Source organism: Haloimpatiens massiliensis (assembly GCF_900184255.1).
Taxonomy (GTDB): Bacteria; Bacillota; Clostridia; order Clostridiales; family Clostridiaceae; genus Haloimpatiens; species Haloimpatiens massiliensis.
On the sequence record NZ_LT854639.1, the window covers coordinates 224,787 to 246,044 of the forward strand.

Sequence of the window (21,258 nt, forward strand, 5' to 3'; positions counted from 1 at the left end):
ATTATTTTATATTCCAAATAAATCATAAACAATATACTCTATTAATTCAATATGTTTTTTTAATTTCATTATCATAAAACAACTGTTAACTTATTTTATAGTTTAGTTTATAAAAATATCTCATTTTTTCTTAAAGCTTATAAAAATCTCTCATTTATCATAGTCACTTAAAAATAAAGCACATTTCCTTTTACCTATTTTGTATAATAATGATTTGTTCATAGCTATGGTTATTACCTAATATACACGTTATAGAAAATAACTATAATTTATCTTCATAGTAAATTCACAACTTATTTAAACTTATTTAAACTTTATGTTACTTTTTTGTCATAACTAATTCATACTTAAATGATATAATTTGAAATGTTTTATTAAAATAAGCATTAATGAAAGGGGGTAACCATAAGATACATAATTTAAATTAATTTTATCTTATGGAAGTAAATTGAAAAAAAAACATAACAAAACTAAAAATCAATCTGGAAGTATATTAAAAAAAGTGTTAATAATGCTTCCAATAGTGCTAATTATAGTTGGATCCTGTGCTTATTTATATACTCATAATTTGTTCAGTAAAGTTAATAAAAAGGATATATCTCAAAATGACTCTGATTTAGGTATAAAGAAGGTTGCAAACGAAAAAGCAAAGGACGATATTATTAACATAGCTCTATTTGGAGTAGACACAAGGCAAAAAAACGATCCTACACACTCTGATTGTATAATTATATTAACCATAGATGAAAAGCACAAAGACATAAAGCTTTCATCTGTAATGAGAGATACTTTTGTTGAAGTTAAAGGTCATGATAAAACTAAAATTACTCATGCCTATGCTTATGGGGGTCCAGAGCTAGCTTTATGGACTCTTAACAATAATTTTGATTTAAATATAAAAAAATATGCCACAGTAGATTTTTTTAATTTAGAAAAAATAGTAGATATACTGGGTGGAGTAGAAATTGATGTAAAACCTAACGAAATCAAATACATAAATAAATTTATGGGTGAAACCTCAGCTATACTTCACGATTCTGTACCTACTCTTACAAATGCAGGAGTTCAAGTATTAAATGGAAGACAAGCTGTTTCCTATGCTAGAATTCGTTCTACTGCTGGAGGAGACTACGAAAGAACTTTAAGACAAAGAGCAGTGTTAAATGCTATTATTGATAAGGCAAAAAACAAGAACAAATTAGAATATCCTTCACTAATTTCTAAGTTCCTTCCTCTTGTAGAAACAAATTTGGATTCTAATGAAATTATGTCTATTGGAAAAGATGTTCTTATTTCAAATATAACAAATGTTAAGCAAGCTAGATTTCCTCTAGATTCCAATAGCGATGGAAAAAAAATAAACGGAATTTGGTATCTAGTTACTGATATAGAGGAAACTAAAAATAGTCTTCATGATTTTATATACAATGATATAGAACCTAAAGGCAATCATAATGAAGAGCGAAATTAAGTTATAAGCAAAAGAAAAAGAGGAGCAACATTGCCCCTCTTTTTTTATTTTGATTTCTAATTTTTATGATTTTACTTCTTTTCTGTTAATAAAGTTTACAACATATAATTCTATATATTTCCTTTAATAAGCTGTAAAATAAATGCTATTTTCCATCTCAAAGAGTCTTAGCATTGATATTCCTAGAATAAATTTTTACTATTAAAAAGATTATTATTATAAATCAAAAATTTTTAACAAAAATAGCATATTATTTATACAATCATTGCATTTTTTGAATACATTTGTTGTTTTATGTGGATAACAATAGATTTTTATGTTATTATTATATGTGTATTAGCATACTATTTATTGGCATATTTACTACATGTAATTATATATATTACATGATTATATATATCAACTTTAATTTTAAAAGTTTATACTACTTTTATTATATGATTATACTTTCACTGTAGATTTTAAATTTTAATAGATATTCTTAAATAGGAGTTTTATTATGGTCAAATTAGAGATTTTCATAGGTTCTATTATTGAATGTTTTTTTGTAATAGGTACTGGCTTAAGTTTTTTGGGTATTTATTTAGATTTTAAGACTCTTTTTAAAACTAGCTTAGTTAACGGAATAATTTTGTCCTTAATTAGAATCCTATATTTAAATTATAAAATTCCACTAGGCTCTCATACATTCATAATGATCATAGTAATTATATTATATTTAACACTCTTTCTTAAAATATCCTTATTAAAATCAATTATCTCTATTTTAATAAGCTTGGCTTTAGTGCTTTTGGGTGAAGGTCTTTTTATCCCACTTTTAAAAGGACTTATGCCAAAATTATATAAAAAATTTGGTTTAGCAATTATTGCATTTTTAATATCTCACTGTTTTTTAATAATTACATTTTTTGTAAACTATTTAACTAAAAAAACCATAATAAACTTAAATAAATAAAATGATTGTGAGGATGATTTTTATGAATTCAAATTCTAAAGCGTATATCCTCATCGCTTTAATTTTACTTCAAAATTTAATAGTTTTATTTGTCTCTAATAACGCTATACTAATTTGGGAGAATATTAGTTCTTCTAATTTCAAATATCCTGTAAGTATTTGGTTGATAATGTTAATATTAAGTCTTTGCTCTTTTATATGTCTTTATTTCATTATGAATATAATAAAAGAAGAAAAGGAATCTATAAAAGAATTAAATAACTCTAAAGAAGTTATCGAAGCCCTTAGAGGGCAGAAGCATGACTTTCAAAATCATTTAAGTATTATATCTGGATTAATTCAATTAGGCAAACCTGAAAAAGCCCTAGAGTACACTTTTAATGTATGTGGAAAAACTAATGAAGTATTTTCCATATCAAAAATTAAAAATGTAGAAGTAGCAGCGCTCCTTTATAGAAAATATGCTATAGCAGAGAATAGCGGAATTACAGTTGAGCTAGACATAGATTCTTATTTAGAAAATATAAAAATATCTTCATTAGATTTATGTAAAATTCTATTTAACTTAATTGATAATGCTATATATGAACTTGAAAACTGTAATGCTGATGAAAAAATTCTTTCTATTTCCATATTTCAAACGGATAATGAATATATTATATCCATAACAAATTCCTCTCCAATTATTTCTGAAGAAATTAAGAATAAACTTTTTCAAGTGGGTTTTTCCACAAAAGAGGGTCCTGATCATGGTCATGGTCTTCCTATTGTTAAATCTATAGTACATAAAAATAGCGGAAGACTAACCGTAGAAAGTTACGAAGGTGTTGGCACCATATTTACTGTATTCTTACCAAAGAAAAAATAATCTACGAATCTACTTTGATGTCAGATATCTATCGACATTTTTCGGTAGGTGCCTGGCACCATTGCTTATATTCCTGTCTACAATTTCTCTCTGTAAAAAAAGAAAGAATCTTTTTTGAATATATGAGTTTTTCCTTTTTTTCACCTATATACATAGCATAACTACTCCAAATATACTTTTCTGGCTTCTCCACTATTTTAGCTTTTACTGGATTTAAATGTATGTATTTACTGGCATCCAAAATATATTTTTGCCCTTGCACAATTTTCCAACCATATCTATCTTGGAATAAATGTCCAGATAAACCGTAATTATTGTTAAAATATCTAGCATATGTTTCATTTGTTTTTTTCATAATTTGACTAATTATAGTATCTCCAGTTTGTATTAGTAAATGTACATGATTAGTCATTAAGCAATAACAATATAATGTCGCTTTATATTTTTGTAATGATTCCTTTAATATATTTAAATAAATTGTATAATCTAATCTTTTCACAAAAATATTACTCTTTCTATTTCCCCTTGTGGTTATGTGATATATAGCTCCTGGATACCATATCAATGCTTTTCTTCCCATTCTATTCTCCTTTAATTTTTCTCTTATTCCCTTTTACATTTTATTTTTCATAAATAATATTAATATACAAGTTAATCCATAACTTCATTATATATGTTCTTTTATTTATACTTGAATTTATAATTATACTTTTAACTCGCAATTCTTAAGTTATAATTCTTAACTATAACTATAGTCTCAATTTATAATTCTTAACTATAATTTTTACTATAACTATGGTCTCAAGTTATAATTCTTAACTATAATTTTTACTATGGTCTCAATTTATAATTTTCAACTAAAATTTCTAACTTTATTATTAAGTTAGAATTCCTATTGATACTAATTCGCATAAGATACATGAAAATAAATAACAAGTCAAAGATGCAGGTATATTTTGTGTCAGACAAGGAAGCAGATTCCGCCGCTAGTATGACTATCGGTGGGTTCTGCTGACGCAGTATGACGCAAAATAGACTAGCATACTGACTTGTTATTTATTTGAATGTGCCTTAATATTCTCACTAAAAAATTATACTAAGAATTATTCTTATTAATTTATATTTTACAACTCAATTATTATAAATAATTATTGCCATTATATACATTTGTTAAACATCATTTAAAAAAACAAAAGGGAAAATATTAATCTAAATAGATACTTTTATTTCACAAAACAAACTATGCTCAATACAAAAGTCCAGTGATATAATAAATCACTGGACTTCTTAATAATTTTTCTACAAAATTTCTCATCAATCGGCAGGTGCCTGGCACCTTTATTTCTATTGAAAAATAAATTCATTCATTACTTTTTTTGTAGCCGGTATGTCTGTAACTAGATACCATATATCATTTATCATTTGACCTTTTGAATGTTCTTCCAAAGGGAATCTTTTTTGTTCCACATAAGATATATTAGAAGTTACTACTTGAGTAGCTAGCTTCATTATTTCACCTGTACTCATACTAGTCTGAACTTTTGATGCCATATCTGGTATTATACCTAATAACTCTTTCTTATTCATCTTTAATCCCTTGTTAATTATGGCATTAAGCACTGTTCTTTGTCTTTCAGTTCTTTTATAATCCCCACCACTAGTATATCTTATTCTACAGTATGCCACAGCTTGAGCTCCTGATAAAGTTTGCTTACCAGCATTTTGTAATGTTTCTACATGCTTTTTAGTTATCCCCTCTAACCCTTTAGCATAGCTATTTATTAATTTCACTTCATTATTTTCAACATTTATTTCTACACCGCCTAAGCTATCAATAATATCTGCTAATTCAAAGAAATCTACTGTTGCAAAATCTTTTATATTAAGACCAAAATTTTCATTTATAGTTTTTATAGCAAGTTTAGGTCCTCCATATGCATAAGCGTGATTAAGCTTAGTTTTTCCATGACCTTCTATATTCACATATGTATCTCTCATTATTGAAGAAACTTTTATCTTATTATTCTTACCATCTAAAGTAACAACCATTATTGAATCTGAACGTCCCGCTCCACCTTTTTCTCTCGTATCTATACCAAAAAAAGCTATATTTGTAATACCATTAAGTTTAGACTTTTCCTCAGCTTCCTCATTTACTGCTAATTCAACAGGATCCTTTACCAAATCGACCTTTTTAACATTCTTTATTCTAGAATAAATATATCCAAAAACTCCACCTAAAAAGATTACTGCCACTAAAACTATTATTAATATTATTTTTAAGGCTTTACTTTTCTTTTTCACATCCCCATCTCCTCTAATTAACATTTTTGTTATGAATATTTTTCTAATTTTCTATCTTTATGCTATAAGTGTTGCAATATCTTATCCACTTATATAAAAATTTATAGACATTTATAGACATAAACCTATAATTAACATTTTACCACCAGTCGTAAATCCTGTCTACTATTGTTGTATCCTTCCAGAGACTTCACATGAAAATCCTAGTACAAGTTCTATTTTTAGTGAAATAGATAGCTTTCTATAGAATAAATGATTTATGATTTTATTACTTATACCTATTTTTATTGAACTCAAAAATCGGCAGGTGACTGTCACCTGCCGATTTTTGTCAATATTTCTTACTATTTGCTTCTACCTTCTGTATAAGTATATTTCAACTCAGTAGTTCCAAATAGTGGAGTCATTAAATTTTTTACATATTTATATACATAGGTATTCCTTGTTGGGAATCCTGTTGGAGCTATAGCAGCTTCATCATAGAGCAATATCTTTTCAGCTTTTTTATAATCTTCAAGTCTCTTAGCTACATCCATAGTGTTTTGGGCATCTGTAGTTAACTTATCATATTCCGCATTTTTCCAGAAAGTTGGTACATACGCTGTGGCAGATATAAATCCATCAAAGAAAGTATTTGGATCATTGTAATCTCCTGACATAGACATACTTGCTAACTCAAATTCTCCATCATCAGTTTTCTTTTGGAATACTGGCCATTCAACATATTCTGTCTTTAATGTAATTCCCAATGTTTTTTTATACATATCTTGTAAATATTCTGCATAGGTTCTAAACCATTGATCAGTACCTGCTTGCAAGAATGTAACTGTTAATTTAGATGGGTCTGGATCCATTCCAAGTTCCTTTAATCCCTTAGACAATAAAGCTTTTGGATCTGGATTTTCCTTTACTAAATTTTCAATTGGCTCCTCAGCCTCTTCTCTAAATTCTTTATCATTTACTAAAACTGTTGGTGGAACCCAACCATAAGCTGGCTTTTGACGTCCCTTAAATATAACGTTACATAAATCCTCTCTTGTAACACCTATAGAAAACGCTTTTCTAACATTTGCATTTTTAAATAATTTATCTTTAGTATTAAAGAATATATAGCTTGCACCTGGGGTATACCCCTTTAAGTTATTGAATTTGCCAGTTTTATCAAACTTTTCAATCCATTCTTTTTTAGATGCACCGCTAAAATCTAACGCTCCACTATAAAGTGAATTATATACTGCTGAATCATCTTTTATAATTTTCATGTTAACCTTTTCTAATTTTACAGATTTTTTATCCCAATATTTATCATTCTTCTCTAAAACTAATTCACTATTGTGAGTCCAATTCTTTATTGCAAATGGTCCACAATATACCATAGTATCTGATCCTGAACCATATTTATCTCCATATTTTTCAACTATGTCTTTTCTTTGTGGTACAAAAGTTTTGTTATAAGTTATCTGGAAAAAATATGGGCAAGGTTTCTCAAGAGTTATTTCTAAAATTTTCTCATCCAATGCCTTCATTCCCAAAGTATCTACCGCAGCTTTACCTTCATTTATAGCCGCTCCATTCTTTATAACATATAATAAATTAGCATAAGGTGCTCCAGTTTTAGGATCTAGTGTTCTTTTAACCGAATAAACAAAATCTTCAGCAGTTACTTTTTTACCATCTGACCAATTGTAGTCTCTTAAGTAAAATTTCCAAACAGTTCCTTCTTCATTGTGTTCCCACTTCTCTGCTCCTGCTGGTTTAACTACATCTTTTCCATTTTCTTGCTCAAGTCTAGTAAGTCCTTCCATAGTTTCTGTCAATATTAAAGCAGCGTATACATCTGTTCCTTTAGATGGGTCTAATGTTTTAGGCTCAGCTCCTAAGTTACAATTAATATACTGTTCCTTATCCATCTTAACTGTACTTGAGCTTCCTCCTTTATCTCCAGATTTTTTGTCACATCCCACCATTAGCCCCGAAGCCATTAATGTAACCATTAAAATAGCTGACATTAATTTTTTTGTCTTCATGAACAAACACCCCCAATGTTTTTAATAAATTACAATATACATATTTCATATTTTGTGTATATATGAAATATATTATGTATTACTTAAATTATTCTGCATTTATTTAAAAATCCTTCTTATTTTTTAAAATATTTTTACTATTGTGAAATTTACTTTTTTACTGTTTGTTTACATTATTATATATATATTAAATATTTTTTAACTTATACTAATATTATTTAATTATTTTATATTAAAGAAATCACTCATCAATATTTTTGTGTTTAAAATTGTCTATGCAGCAGTTACATTACCACTATAAAAATGTTAAATATATAAAATATAAATTAACACAAATACTTAAAAATAGTATAAAAACTCCTACGATTATATTGAAACCCATTATACTTTGGCCTAAACAAACAGCGTCATTGGATAGGTGTGAATCACCCGGCCAATGACGCTATTCAATGGTGTTTTTAGTTATATTAAGCAACCACATTATTTGTAAACATTTAACTATAATTGAAGTGCTACTAAGTATCGTTATAATTATGTTCTACATATTATTTTACGTTCCAATCATAATTAAATTTACAATTTCACAATAAATTTAATTATATATCGTCTATATGGTAATTTGAAACTATAAAATAGTTGTTTTATTTATAAAATGGCATTTCATTTTGCAAATACATAAACTTTTAACTTTGATTATGTTCTGGAATTACCCCCACAACAGGTAAATCTAAAATCTTAGTTATATCTTCATCAGTCTTTATGGTGTTGTCCATGTATTCTAAAAGAAATGAAACTCCTATAGATATCACAAGTCCCAAGAAAAATGCTATAGCAACATTAAGTTTCTTTTTAGGTTTTATAGGTTTTTCTGGTACTTGAGCCTTATCTAAAACCTGAACTTCTCCACCCGGTATTGCCTTTGTGGCCTTTTTTATAAAAACCTCTGTAAATATATCTGATATAAATTTAGCTTTGTTGGGCTCCTTATCTTCCACTGTTATATCCAATATTTGCGTATCAGTCTGCGGTGTAACTTTAACAACTTCTTGCAGTTTTTTTGCACTCATTTGTAAATTACCTTTTCTTATAGTTTCCTCCGCTACAGAATCCAGCTTTGCAATTTGAGCATATGTTTTAACAAGCTTTTGATACATCATAACTTCATTATAGTTATAATTTTTAGTTACACTACTTGATGCATCACCTTTTCCCACAACTACACTTACTTTAGATTGATATGTAGGTGATATAATAGAAAAACTTATAACTCCCGCAATAATAGTTGCTGCTAGTGTAATACTAATTATCAATTTTGATCTCTTCTTTAATATCCAAAAGAATTCTCTAAGATCTAAAGTCATTTCTTCTTCCATAACAACCTCCGTAATTAAAATTATAATAAATATTTATATAATAATTTTTTAAATAATGATAAATATAGTACCAAATATATATATCGAAAACTTTTATTATAACTTTTTAGTAAAATTCACTTTTCTGTTAAATATTTTATGTTTTCTATTATATAGTCAATACGACATATAGGCATACACCTAAAATATTAGCTTTTTACTATAAACATTTATAAATAAAAGAACAAAATAATTATTCTCTCTTTAACAAACTAAAAGTCAACAAATCTTCGACAAAAAACACCAAGTGCCAGGCACCTGTCGAAGACAGTTACCTGGCAGCACTATGATGTTTGTACACTATTTTCGATAATATTGCTATCTTATTTGAGGCATTACTTAATGAATCCGTATACATAACAAATATATAAGGCTTTTCAGCAAATACTATACCTACATCATTTACTGATGAACCATAATTTCCTATTTTGTGTGCAACTATATCCTTAGGAATATATTTGTCTATTCTATCATGAAATACTGTGCTTTTCATGGAATCTATTAAATGTGCATTATATTTTTCATTTCTATCTTCATATAATTCTTTTAGTAATATAAATTCCATTTCTGGAGTTATTACATTCTTTCTTGTATCTATATGAATTCCTGTAATGTCACATACATCTCTTCTAACAGCTTGTACTCCTCCAAGACGACGTGATAACATATTAGTAGCTATATTGTCTGAGTATATAATTGATAAATCTAATAACTTCTGTATGGAAATTGGTTTCTTAAGCGTTGTTTTTATTTGATTTTGCAATATGCCTGTTCCAGATTCGTACATAGACGACCTATACCTTAAATCTTCATCTAATCCTAAATTTCCTTGCCTTACTCTATTGTATGCTACTATATTCATTCCAACCTTATAAGTACTTGCAGCTGTACATGCTTTATTTTCATTAATACTTATTTTTTCGCCAGAAGTTAAATCATAGTATACAAAACCTACTTTATCTATGTCTTTTCCTAAGTATTTTCTAATTTTCTCTTCAATAGATAGTCCTTCATAATCCTTTTCTAAATAGCTATCATCTTTTCCATAACCCTTATTACACTGTCTTACATCTTGTTTTGTTTCTAAAACTCGTTTTGTTTCATTATTGTACATTCCCGTTTCTTCTAGAGAATTTTCTTTTTGAAAACATTTAATTAATTTAGTCATAATATTTCCATATTTTCCATCTACCGTCAAATTATATCCTATATTATAAAGTTTCTCTTGAATCTCCACTACTTCTTGTCCACTATCACCTTGCCTCAGTAAAATCACCTTGGCTTCCTCTATAGCTTTTCTTCTTTCCTGTTTCTGTTTTTCTTCATCTAATATTCTTTTTTCTACCCCTTTTTCATCATTATTATCAACTTGCATTTCTTTTCCTTTAGTTAACAATTTTTCTTCTGTTACTTTTTTCTCAGTTTTATTATCTTTGTAAACTACCACACCTCTAACGCTAGAACCACCTATTATAACTAACAAAATAATTATAATAATTGTTTTTTTCTTCATTTTTTTACCCTTTCCCCCTTAAATTAATCTCCCAATAAGTAATACTAAAGTAATCAAAAATAACCAATTTTTAATATATAGGTTTAGTAAATATATATATGCTATTTACTATATTGTATTTATATACTGAATTTTTAATGCACAAATTTTATGCTAGTTAGACATCGAATATAAATCCCCAATATATATATATTGTATCAATATTGTATTATTTAATCAAATATTATACTTATAATTTATATATTTCCAATAATTTTTTTAGTGCCAGGCACCTGTCGAAAAAAGGCGCCTATTACTAGTCTTTCTGCATTTACACACATTATATATTAACACAATATTTTTCTTCTAATTTTATTGGATTATATGATTTTTTTGCCTTTCTAAGGCCTTCAATACCTAAATCTTGTTCTCTATTTATATATTTTACATCACTTAAATATTTTTCAGCAAAAGTCTTATTTATAAATGCGTATATTCCTCTTATCTCAGCAATTCCCTTTTCGATATGGACAATAGCCATCTCATCATTTACTTTCTCTCCTATAGTAAATGCCACTACTTTTCCATCTACATAAACTGCCATTCCCTTAAGATTGAGTACTTCCATATGCGATAAAATTTCTTTTATTCCATCTAACTCATAATCAATATATACCTGAACGCCATTTTGCTCTTCCTTTTGGTGACGCCAGATTTCTGAAGCCTTTAAACAATCCTGTTTCACATTATCTTCTGAAAAATCCTTAACCTCATAGTTATAATTTTTCACAAAGAAATTATAATGATTTTTCTTTGAATGAAGTTTTCTTCCTGAAAGAGTTATGAGTTTTTTACTATCATATATATAATCAAAATTATCTATATCCTCACATATATGAGCTTTGTCACCATATATTTCTTTTAAATCTCCAATAAATAAATTCTCTACGTCTTTGAATAAATATGGCATATTATTTTCTTCCTTATATTTTTTTAATTTTTCTATTATGTCTTTAAGATTTCCCTTATTATACCCTATAGGCTGCATAAAATGGTATTTACCATTAAAATCCTTTTTCTTAATAATAAGTGCATCATTACACTCTGCATATTGAATATCACAACCTTCTCTCCATATTATTAGACTAGCAAAAGAATATTCACTAGTTGCGAATTTATAATCACTCAAATATTTATAAAAAATATCTTTCTCATCAATAGTTAATGGCTTAAATTCTAACATTCACATTCCCCCTCATGCTCTAAACAACTATTATTATCGCTCTTTACCGCTTCCCACTCATACCTTAAAATACCATAAAGATACATATCATCTCTCTTTCCATCTCGATGAACAAACTCACGATAAGTTCCTTCTCTCTTAAAGCCAAGCTTTTCATATAAATTTATAGCTGGCTTATTATATGACAAAACATTAAGTTGTATCCTATGAAGATTAAGCTCTTGAAATCCAAAATTCATAGTAAGTGCCAATGCTTCTTTACCAATCCCTTTACCTCTATATTCGTCATCACCTATTCCTATATAAATTACAGCAACTCCATTATTCCACTGTATATTTTCAAATCCTGTAACACCTATAAATTTATCATTTTCAATATCTCTAACTGCAAAAATAAAACTATCATTAGATTGTGTTACTTTTTTTATCACATATTTCAATTCTTCTTCATTCCTTGGAAATGCAGCTACCGTATCATAGACTCTTAGAAAAGATAAATCATTATACCACTGTTCAAATATTTGCAAATCACTTTCTTTTACTGAAGTAAGTCTTATATTTCTTCCCTTTAGCAAATTTTTTCTAAACACATATAACACCCCACATAAAAATTTTAAACCTTAAAAATTTCAATCTAATGAATAATCATTATCCATTTATAACTATTATATATTAGAAAATAATTTTAGACAACCCCCATAGGGTATCTTTGACATCCATAAAAACGTATTGCACTGCCACCTATCAAAGTATATTCATTCATTTTTTGAACAAATATGAATAATTTCTTTTGTTTTAAATTTATTAATAATTTATTTAATTCATATTTTTCAACATAAATATTGAAATTCAATATATTATATGATAAAATTTTTATACTAAATAAATACAATAATGTGTTTTTGATTGCATACGATACACTTTGAGTTGTATATTGTATATTTTTTAGAGATTTCGTCACTTATTGTATTAATTTATTAAAAGTTTAGTATAAATTTTTATACATTTTTGCAACTTTTATTTCATAAAGTAACAATTTAATATTTCACAATTTTAAAGGGAGGATCTATAATGAGCAATACTTTACAAGAAAAAAAACTTAAATGGCATAACCTAGCATTAATGTCTTTTGTTATGGTTTGGGGGTTTGGTAATGTTGTAAACAATTACGCAAATCAAGGTCTACCAGTTATTGTATCTTGGCTTCTAATATTTTCTATATATTTTGTTCCTTATGCATTAATGGTTGGTGAATTAGGCTCTACTTTTAAAGACTCAAAAGGTGGCGTTAGCGCTTGGATTGGGAATACCACCAATAGAAAACTTGCCTACCTTGCAGGATGGACTTATTGGGTTGTACATATACCTTATTTAGCACAGAAACCTCAATCAGTTTTAATTTCTTTAAGCTGGGTATTTTTTCAAAATGGTAAAGTTATAAAAAGCATAAATCCTTTAATTCTTCAGTCAATAACTTTAGTAGTATTTTTACTTTTTGTATGGGTAGCTTCAAGAGGAATTACTTCATTAAAAAGAATTGGAACTATTGCTGGTACATCAATGTTTGTAATGTCAATACTATATATATTATTAGTACTTGCAGCTCCTGCAATCACTGGTTTAAAATCAGCAACACCAAATATAACTTTAAAAAGCTTTATACCTGATTTTAACTTTAGATATTTTACAACTATATCAATGCTCGTATTCGCAGTAGGAGGATGTGAGAAAATCTCTCCTTATGTTAATAACACTGAAAATCCATCAAAGCAATTTCCAAAAGGAATGATAGCTCTTGCAATAATGGTTGCAATCTCAGCTATATTGGGTTCTTACGCTATGGGATTAATGTTTAACTCAAATGCTATTCCAAAGGACTTAAAAATGAATGGACAATACTACGCTTTTAAAATGCTTGGACAATATTACGGACTTGGAAATGCATTATTAATAATATATGCTTTAGCTAACGTGGCAGCTCAAGTTTCTGCACTTATGTTCTCCATAGATGCTCCACTTAAGGTTTTACTTGCAGATGGAGACAAGGATTTTATTCCACAATCTTTAAATAAAACAAATAAATATGGTGCTCCAATAAACGGATATAAAATGACTACTATATTAGTTGGTATTTTGATAATAATACCAGCTTTAGGAATTGGCGATATGAATACATTATTTAACTGGTTATTAGACCTTAACTCTATTGTTATGCCACTAAGATACTTATGGGTATTCCTTGCGTACATGCTGTTAAAATCTGCTCGTGGTCAAGCTTACTCTTCAGATTATAAATTTATTAAAGGAAATAAAGCTGGTTTCATTGCAGGACTATGGTGTTTTGCTTTCACAGCTTTTGCATGCGTAATGGGAATGTTCCCAAAAGATGTTCCTGCTTTTTCTTCACAATGGAACTTCCAAATTGCACTTAACTTACTAACACCTTTTGTACTTATTGGCTTAGGATTAATTCTTCCTAAAATTGCTAAAAAAACTAACGGTAAAAGTGGAAAAACCGCTGCATAATAATTCTTAAAAATCTTGTGAAAAACATATGTTGTTGTAGAAATAAATTTATTAATTCAAACACCTACATTAACTTACTAATATTAAAACAATGTTAAAGTAACACTAAAATATTTGAAATAAAAGATAGGGATTATCCATATCAAAACCTATTGCAATTTAGGCCTTTGATGATTGTTAATCCCTATTTTTTTAATATATTTTTTTACTACAACTTATATTATAAGTAAATCTATCTTTCGATTTATCGACAAAAATCGGTAGGTGCCAGGCACCTTTTCAACTTTGGTAGTGTGTTAGCACCATTAGGCATAACGTACACCTTTGCATCTTTTCCACTTAGAGCATATGCTATATCTAATGCTTCATCAACATTTTTCACCACTTTAATGTTGCATTTTTTAAGTATATCTGGCTCCATATCTGAAACCAATATTATATTGTAGTTAACTGCCGCTTCACACATTATGTAGCCTATGTGCTTAGCAATAGAATAATCCTCTCTTAGAGATGTTTCCCTTTTAGAATTATCATCATAATTTATCATTATATCTTTCATTTCCTCATTGCCAAATCCTTCGCTACACTGACTCATTATAATAATAGTTCCGCCTTTTTTTACAGTTTCTCTAACATTGAAAAATGTCTTTGAAGTTTGGTAAAGATTTATATCCTTTGGATAACCGCAAGCTGAACCTACCACTATATCAGCTAGCTCATGTATTTCCGCTGCATCATATTCATCTACCATACCGCAGCCCTTTTCAAAAGCCTTTATATAATCTCCAGCTACTGCAGCGCGTATCTTTCCGTTGCTTCCCATTAAAGCATTGAACATAAATGTTGGCTTAACAAGAGCAGCTGCCTCCATCATATCTAGATGTATAGGATTGTTTTCTATAGAACCACTTTTAACATTTTTCTTTGTTCCTCCACCTATTTCTGGACTCAAAGAAAGAGCATGATTTGTCATTATAGTTCTGTAACCACTGATTCCTGGAAGAATTGACTTTCTTCCACCTCCCCATCCTGCCAAAAAATGATATATTATTGCGCCTGTAAGTATTATATGATCACACTTAAGCGCTAATTTATTTATATGCACAGGCGTTCCAAAAGAAGTAGTTCCCACATATTCTAAATCTTCCTCATTAGTTGACACGTGATCTATAACTTTAAATCTTTCTGTCAACTTATCTCCCAAAAGCATTCTATGTTCTTCTTCTGTTTGATTTCTGTGAGAACCTGTGGCAGATATAAAGATTATATCCTCATCTTGTACTCCAGCTTCTTTCAATTCTTCCACTATATAAGGAAGATAAACACTCATCCTTTGCCAAGCCCTTGTGATATCTGAAATAACAATACAAATTTTTTCTCCCTTTTTAACCATTTCTTTTAGTCTTCTACTTCCTATAGGATTTTCAAGAGCTTCTTTTATTATATGTTCCTCTGCTACTTCATCAGTTATAGTTTTGCTTTCTAAAACATTAATTAAATTGCTGTCTGGTACCTTTACTTCTACTTTTTCTCTTCCATATTTTACTTTAATCTCGGCCACATTAATCCCTCTTTTCTTATAGTTTATTACTAACTTTTTTAAAGTTAATTCTACATTTGTAATTAAGCCAGAAACTTTAAAATCTTGATACTTCATAGCTCATAATAATATTTAAAATTAACTTCATAAAATAGTAGTTTCTTCTCTTGTTTTCTTATTAAAACATCACAATTATAAAAATATATTCAATAATATATTAAACAACACGCTATTATATTTTAAAAACTATATTTAATCTGGTATAGTAGTAAAATTATCAATATTATATATAATACCTCTGTATAAATAAATTGCATATAACCATTAAAATAGTAGTATTTACACATCAATTATCTAATTTCGACAAAAATCGGTAGGTGCCAGGCACCTGTGGTTTACTAAAGTAATAACCCTGTATTTCATCGCAATTAATACTTTTCAATATATCCCACTGTGCTTTTGTTTCTACTCCTTCAGCCAATACTACGAATCCTATTCTATGAGCTAGTTGAATTATTCCATCTACTATATGTTTAGAGCTTTCATCATGTTCAATATTGTCCATAAAAGACTTGTCTATCTTCAATTTATTTATAGGAAGATTCTTTAAATAACTTAACGAAGAATATCCCGTTCCAAAATCATCCAAAGAAATATTAACTCCCATATTCCGAATCTCATTTAAAATTTTTAAATTTTCGTCTAAAGCCTTCATAATAGTACTTTCCGTTATTTCAAGTTCTAAATACTGTGGTGGAAGTTGAGTAAATTCTAAAACATCCTTTATAGTTTGTATGAAACTCTCATCTTTTAATTGAATTACAGATACATTGACCCCCACAACTGTGGGTACATATCCTTCATCTATCCATTGTTTACTTATTAAACACGCTTCCTTTAACACCCACTTACCAATAGGAATTATAAGAGATGTTTCCTCTGCTAGCGGAATAAATTCATCTGGAGATACATATCCAAATTCACCACTAACCCATCTTAACAATACCTCTGCCCCACCAACTTCTCTGTTATCCAATCTAACTTGTGGTTGAAAAACAAGCTGTAATTCTTTATTTTCTATTGCCTTTCTAAGGCCTTTTTCCATTTCAATTTTTCTTATTATTTCACTATACATATTGGAATTATAAAACAAGTAGCTATTTTTACCCAAAACTTTTACTTTATTCATAGCTGTGTCTACATTTTTCAAAATAGAATTTACATCTGTACCATCATCAGGGAATATACTTATACCCATACTTATTGTAGTAAAAATCTCCTTTTCTTTCATTCTAAATGGCTCTTCTAAAGCTTTAATTACCTTTTCTCCAAATTTTTTTGTTTCATTTATATCATCTACACCCCATTGAATTATTAAAAATTCATCTCCCCCTATTTTACAAAGTATTTCCTCATTATTCAAAATATTTTGTATTCTTTTACCAACTTCTTTTAAAAGTTCATCACCATAATCATGCCCTAAAGTGTCATTAATATTCTTAAAATTATCAATGTCAAAATAAAATACGGCTGCTCTTTCATTATAGAGTTCTGTCTCCTTAAGTTTTTTTCTTAATATTTCAAGACAAAAACTTCTATTTGGGAGATTTGTTAATTTATCATAATAAGACAAAAATATATTTCTTGCTTCTACATTTTTGGTATTAGTTATATCTGTTATGGAACCTGCCATTTTTATAGCTTTTCCATTTTTATCTTTTAGCATTTTTCCTCTAGCGTAAATCCATCTTTCTTCTCCAGAAAGTTTATTTATTCTACACTCTATATCTAAGTAAGAAGTATGTCCATTTATATAATCTTGTAGCTTGCTTATTACATTATCTAAGTCCTTTTCTAATACTAGTTTTTTTAAAATATCATCTATAGATTCATTCATATTAATATCATATCCTGTTATGCTTTTCCATTTATCTGAAAAGAAAATTTCATCTTTAATCATATCCCATTCCCATATTACATCATTAGCCCCATCTACAGCTAATTTATATCTCTCTTGAATGGCATTAATCTCCTGTTCTCTTAATTCTAACTCTTCATATTGAGCTCTTAACTCTAACTCAGTAGCTGTCAATTCCTCATTTACTGCCGAAAGCTGATCATAATTTTCTATAAGTTTCTTTTCAGAGCTAATTCTTTTTCTAATATTTAACATTAATATTATTATAAAAACAATTAAAGCTACCATAACTATAATTACATGCCAAATAGCTTTTTTATAAGTTTTATAAAAAGAGAAGGGCTCATTTATTATTTTATATTCCCTAGGCAAATCATTCACTTCTATACCGTACTTATGTAATTCATTGTAATTAAATACATACTGGCTAGGACTTTTAGTTACTAATGGTATATTGTTAACTTCTTCTCCTCCTAATATTTTTAAAGCTAATTTAGCAGCAGTTTCTCCTTGTTTATATCCACTTATAACCTTTCCCCCAATAAAATCATAGCTCATTAGAAAATCCCAGCAAGTATAAATAGGTAAATTGAACTTTTTTAAAACTTGTGCAGTTTTTTCGTAAGAAATAAGTTTACCATCCTTATTTCTAAGTTGTGCCACATTTAATATAACTGTATTTTTGCCTAAATTACTCACTTTATATTTAAGTTTATCCTCGCTTATATCCCTATAAAAATAAAACTTAGCTTTATTCTTAAATTTATCTGCACTATCTCGAGTAGCTTCCTCATCAATTTTTCCAGTAGTACTACTATCACAAATGACCACCACATTCTTCGTATTAGGCTGAATTTTAAAAATACTTTCTATAGTTTCATTTATGTCTATTTGTTCAAGCACTCCAGTAATATTTTTATGATTTTCAAAATCATTTTCAAAATCATATTCACCATAATTATTTATTCCGCAAAATACTACCGAAGAATCTTTAAAAACCTCTCTCCCATATTTTTGTATAAAATCTAAAGCATCATTATCTGAGCATATCACTATATCGAATTTAACTTCTCCATACTTTATTTTATAGGATTCATAAAGGAATTTTATGTATTCTTTACTATTATAATTTTTCATATCCATAAATTCATAATAAAGTTCTAAATTGTTTTCCTTTTTTAAAATACTTTCTATACCATTATTTATATATCTTGTCCATTTAAATCCTGAATCATAGGAGTTTAATATTAAAACTTTCTTTGTCTCCATAGCTTGTACGTATGTCTCCGTAAAAATACCTATATTACATAAATTACTCCAATGACCTAAATGTCCTAAGTTTGCCATAAAAAATATAGTAATCGATAGAATAAATGATATTAAAAATATTTTAATCCCATTCTTCATAATATGCCCCCAATTTTCATATTTCATTAAGTACCTACAAATATATATGTATATGCAAATATCTTCTGGTACACTATATTATCAATCATTAATATTCATTCTATATTTTTATATATTTTCTAAAATTTTCTAATAAATTTAGTATTATATATCAATATGTATCAATATGTTACACACATAACAACGAAATTACATTTAAATTACTAAATATATAGCATAATTATACTATAATTCTATAATCTAAGTAATATTTTTGCAGTATTTTCTATAAAAATAAATCCAATAGCTATATATTATAACTATTGGATTCGACAAATTAATTTAGGTACATGAAAATAAATAACAAGTCAAAGATGCAGGTATATTTTGTGTCAGACAAGGAAGCAGGTTCCGCCGCTAGTAGAACTATCGGTGGGTTCTGCTGACGCAGTATGACGCAAAATAGACTAGCATACTGACTTGTTATTTATTTGAATGTGCCTTATAGGCGACTGTAACCTGTGAAAGTATCATAATGTCATCGACAAAAATCCATATTCTACAGTGGCCTACCGATTTTATTTTATTATTCGAAAAACTTATTCTTACGAATATCTCTTAATTTTGATAGATATTGCTCTTTTGTCATTGGGGGTGTAAAACTTTTCAATATTTCTTGAGATTTTTCACTATTATTATATAGAAGATCAATTACAGTCATAGCCATGGCTTTACTAGAAATTATATAAGCCAGTTCTTCATCAACTATTTTATATTCAGTGCTATGAAGACTTCCACTTATTCCTCCTATCATTGGATGGAGAGTAGGCATAAGTTGTGATAAGTCTCCAAAATCGAAGGAACCTGTAAAGTCTCCCTGCTCAGTAATTTTACCTTCAAGCCCTAATGTCTCTAAATTATTCTTAAATATATTATCTAAATAATCATACTTTAATATAGGAAAATATCCAGGTATATCTGTTATTTCTACCGCAGCTCCAACAGCAATAGCACCTGCTCTCAATGCTCTATCAACCTTTTTATTTGCATCCATCATGCCTTCAACAGTTCTAGACCTAACGTAACATTCCATAACTACCTCAGAAGGTACAACATTAACCACATCTCCCCCCTTTGTAATTATAGGATGTACTCTAACCTTGTCCTCTTCTTTAAAAGTTTCTCTTTGAGCATGTACATTATTTATAGCAAGCATAGCTGCATTAAGCGCATTTACGCCTTTATCTGGTGCTGAGCCTGCATGAGAAGGTTTGCCGATAAATCGTATTCTTTTACCAATGAAGCCATTACTTACTGTTCCAACAAGTGCTTTATTCTCTCCTACGTCTAGTGAATGGAACATCATGGCGATATTTACATCATCAAAATATCCTCTTCTTATCATCTCTTGTTTTCCACCAAAGAACTCTATCTTACCCTTTTTTCTCAGAGATTCTTTATACTCAATCTCTATAAACTCCTCTGCTGGAACAGCTATAAAATCAACATTTCCCTTTAATTCTTCTAAAACACCTGATGAAACTAAACCAATAGCACTTCCTATAAGTCCTGCAATTTGCATATTGTGACCACATCCATGAAACTCACCTGTTTCTTTTGAATTAGGATGCTCCTTACAAGAAATACAATCCATTTCTCCAATTACCGCAACCCTAGGAAGATCGTAATTTCCAGTTCTAGCTCTACAACCCGTAACCACTATATTTTCTTCCACACTAAAACCTAACTCCTTAAAAGTTTCCGCCACTAATTTAGTTGTGTTAACTTCCTTATATCCTAACTCAGGATTATCGTAAATTTTTCTTCCTATGCTTAAAATTTTATCTCTATTCTTGTCTATTGCTTCTAAAGCAAGCATTTTTAAACTTTCAATGTCCATTTTTATCTCACTTCCTAATTATTAGCCCAGCTTTTGTTTTAATAACTTTTACTATTTCACTAGATTTTATATTTATTTTATTAAATAACTCTTTAATTTTTATTAATCTTAATATTTGTTTTTGCTAAATTCCTAAGTTTCTTAATTATATTTTGTATTTTTTTATAACTATTTGCTTTTCATTAAGTTTATACTATTTGCTTTTTCATTAAGTTC

The 21,258-nt window shown here is 28.3% G+C and carries 14 protein-coding genes; 3 read left to right on the forward strand and 11 right to left on the reverse strand.

The features are described 5' to 3' along the window. The first annotated feature begins 448 nt into the window (after positions 1 to 448). The gene (locus tag C1715_RS06495) at positions 449 to 1,471 is read left to right on the forward strand and encodes an LCP family protein (protein ID WP_102399763.1); all 1,023 of its coding nucleotides are present in this window, start codon (positions 449 to 451) and stop codon (positions 1,469 to 1,471) included. A 1,169-nt stretch (positions 1,472 to 2,640) separates the two neighbouring features. Further along, a complete protein-coding gene (locus C1715_RS06505) occupies positions 2,641 to 3,294 on the forward strand; it encodes a sensor histidine kinase (protein ID WP_180964016.1) in 654 nt (217 codons plus the stop codon). Between the two features lie 28 nt (positions 3,295 to 3,322). Here C1715_RS06505 and C1715_RS06510 read toward each other — a convergent pair whose 3' ends face one another. From C1715_RS06510 to C1715_RS06540, 8 genes are all read right to left on the reverse strand, one after another. Continuing rightward, positions 3,323 to 3,874: a transposase gene (locus C1715_RS06510; protein WP_102399766.1), complete on the reverse strand. Its 552-nt coding sequence runs from the start codon at positions 3,872 to 3,874 to the stop codon at positions 3,323 to 3,325. Positions 3,875 to 4,638: 764 nt separating this feature from the next. Next, on the reverse strand, positions 4,639 to 5,598 hold the full coding sequence (locus tag C1715_RS06515) for an LCP family protein (protein ID WP_242971905.1): 960 nt from the start codon (positions 5,596 to 5,598) through the stop codon (positions 4,639 to 4,641). Between the two features lie 165 nt (positions 5,599 to 5,763). After that, positions 5,764 to 5,895 carry a hypothetical protein gene (locus C1715_RS20010; protein WP_278320093.1) on the reverse strand — a complete coding sequence of 44 codons (132 nt, stop codon included), beginning with the start codon at positions 5,893 to 5,895 and terminating at the stop codon, positions 5,764 to 5,766. Positions 5,896 to 5,942: 47 nt separating this feature from the next. Continuing rightward, the gene (locus C1715_RS06520) at positions 5,943 to 7,625 is read right to left on the reverse strand and encodes a peptide ABC transporter substrate-binding protein (RefSeq protein ID WP_102399768.1); all 1,683 of its coding nucleotides are present in this window, start codon (positions 7,623 to 7,625) and stop codon (positions 5,943 to 5,945) included. Between the two features lie 683 nt (positions 7,626 to 8,308). Beyond that, positions 8,309 to 8,998 carry a YveK family protein gene (locus tag C1715_RS06525; RefSeq protein ID WP_102399769.1) on the reverse strand — a complete coding sequence of 230 codons (690 nt, stop codon included), beginning with the start codon at positions 8,996 to 8,998 and terminating at the stop codon, positions 8,309 to 8,311. A gap of 310 nt (positions 8,999 to 9,308) precedes the next feature. Next, positions 9,309 to 10,550: a serine hydrolase gene (locus C1715_RS06530; protein WP_102399770.1), complete on the reverse strand. Its 1,242-nt coding sequence runs from the start codon at positions 10,548 to 10,550 to the stop codon at positions 9,309 to 9,311. 319 nt (positions 10,551 to 10,869) lie between these two features. After that, positions 10,870 to 11,772, reverse strand: a complete 903-nt coding sequence (locus C1715_RS06535) for a DUF2156 domain-containing protein (RefSeq protein WP_102399771.1) — start codon at positions 11,770 to 11,772, stop codon at positions 10,870 to 10,872. After that, positions 11,766 to 12,362, reverse strand: a complete 597-nt coding sequence (locus tag C1715_RS06540) for a GNAT family N-acetyltransferase (protein ID WP_102399772.1) — start codon at positions 12,360 to 12,362, stop codon at positions 11,766 to 11,768. Before C1715_RS06540 ends, C1715_RS06535 begins: the two co-directional genes overlap by 7 nt. Positions 12,363 to 12,843: 481 nt before the next feature. Here C1715_RS06540 and C1715_RS06545 point away from each other — a divergent pair, with 481 nt between their 5' ends. Next, entirely contained in the window at positions 12,844 to 14,298 is a 1,455-nt protein-coding gene (locus C1715_RS06545; RefSeq protein WP_102399773.1) for an amino acid permease, read from the forward strand. A 244-nt stretch (positions 14,299 to 14,542) separates the two neighbouring features. Here C1715_RS06545 and C1715_RS06550 read toward each other — a convergent pair whose 3' ends face one another. The 3 genes from C1715_RS06550 to C1715_RS06560 all read right to left on the reverse strand — a co-directional run bounded on the left by C1715_RS06550 (position 14,543) and on the right by C1715_RS06560 (position 21,042). Further along, on the reverse strand, positions 14,543 to 15,859 hold the full coding sequence (locus C1715_RS06550) for a lactate racemase domain-containing protein (RefSeq protein ID WP_102400003.1): 1,317 nt from the start codon (positions 15,857 to 15,859) through the stop codon (positions 14,543 to 14,545). A gap of 325 nt (positions 15,860 to 16,184) precedes the next feature. Then, on the reverse strand, positions 16,185 to 19,163 hold the full coding sequence (locus C1715_RS06555) for an ABC transporter substrate binding protein (protein ID WP_180964017.1): 2,979 nt from the start codon (positions 19,161 to 19,163) through the stop codon (positions 16,185 to 16,187). Between the two features lie 565 nt (positions 19,164 to 19,728). Further along, positions 19,729 to 21,042 carry an amidohydrolase gene (locus C1715_RS06560; protein ID WP_102399775.1) on the reverse strand — a complete coding sequence of 438 codons (1,314 nt, stop codon included), beginning with the start codon at positions 21,040 to 21,042 and terminating at the stop codon, positions 19,729 to 19,731. Positions 21,043 to 21,258: the final 216 nt, after the last annotated feature.

What these genes read in the sequence shown, in the direction of transcription:
- C1715_RS06505 (WP_180964016.1), top strand. Translation starts at nt 2,641, where the DNA reads ATGAATATAATAAAAGAAGAAAAGGAATCTATAAAAGAATTAAATAAC.
- C1715_RS06510 (WP_102399766.1), bottom strand. Translation starts at nt 3,874, where the DNA reads ATGGGAAGAAAAGCATTGATATGGTATCCAGGAGCTATATATCACATA.
- C1715_RS06520 (WP_102399768.1), bottom strand. Translation starts at nt 7,625, where the DNA reads ATGAAGACAAAAAAATTAATGTCAGCTATTTTAATGGTTACATTAATG.
- C1715_RS06525 (WP_102399769.1), bottom strand. Translation starts at nt 8,998, where the DNA reads ATGGAAGAAGAAATGACTTTAGATCTTAGAGAATTCTTTTGGATATTA.
- C1715_RS06530 (WP_102399770.1), bottom strand. Translation starts at nt 10,550, where the DNA reads ATGAAGAAAAAAACAATTATTATAATTATTTTGTTAGTTATAATAGGT.
- C1715_RS06535 (WP_102399771.1), bottom strand. Translation starts at nt 11,772, where the DNA reads ATGTTAGAATTTAAGCCATTAACTATTGATGAGAAAGATATTTTTTAT.
- C1715_RS06545 (WP_102399773.1), top strand. Translation starts at nt 12,844, where the DNA reads ATGAGCAATACTTTACAAGAAAAAAAACTTAAATGGCATAACCTAGCA.
- C1715_RS06555 (WP_180964017.1), bottom strand. Translation starts at nt 19,163, where the DNA reads ATGAAGAATGGGATTAAAATATTTTTAATATCATTTATTCTATCGATT.
- C1715_RS06560 (WP_102399775.1), bottom strand. Translation starts at nt 21,042, where the DNA reads ATGGACATTGAAAGTTTAAAAATGCTTGCTTTAGAAGCAATAGACAAG.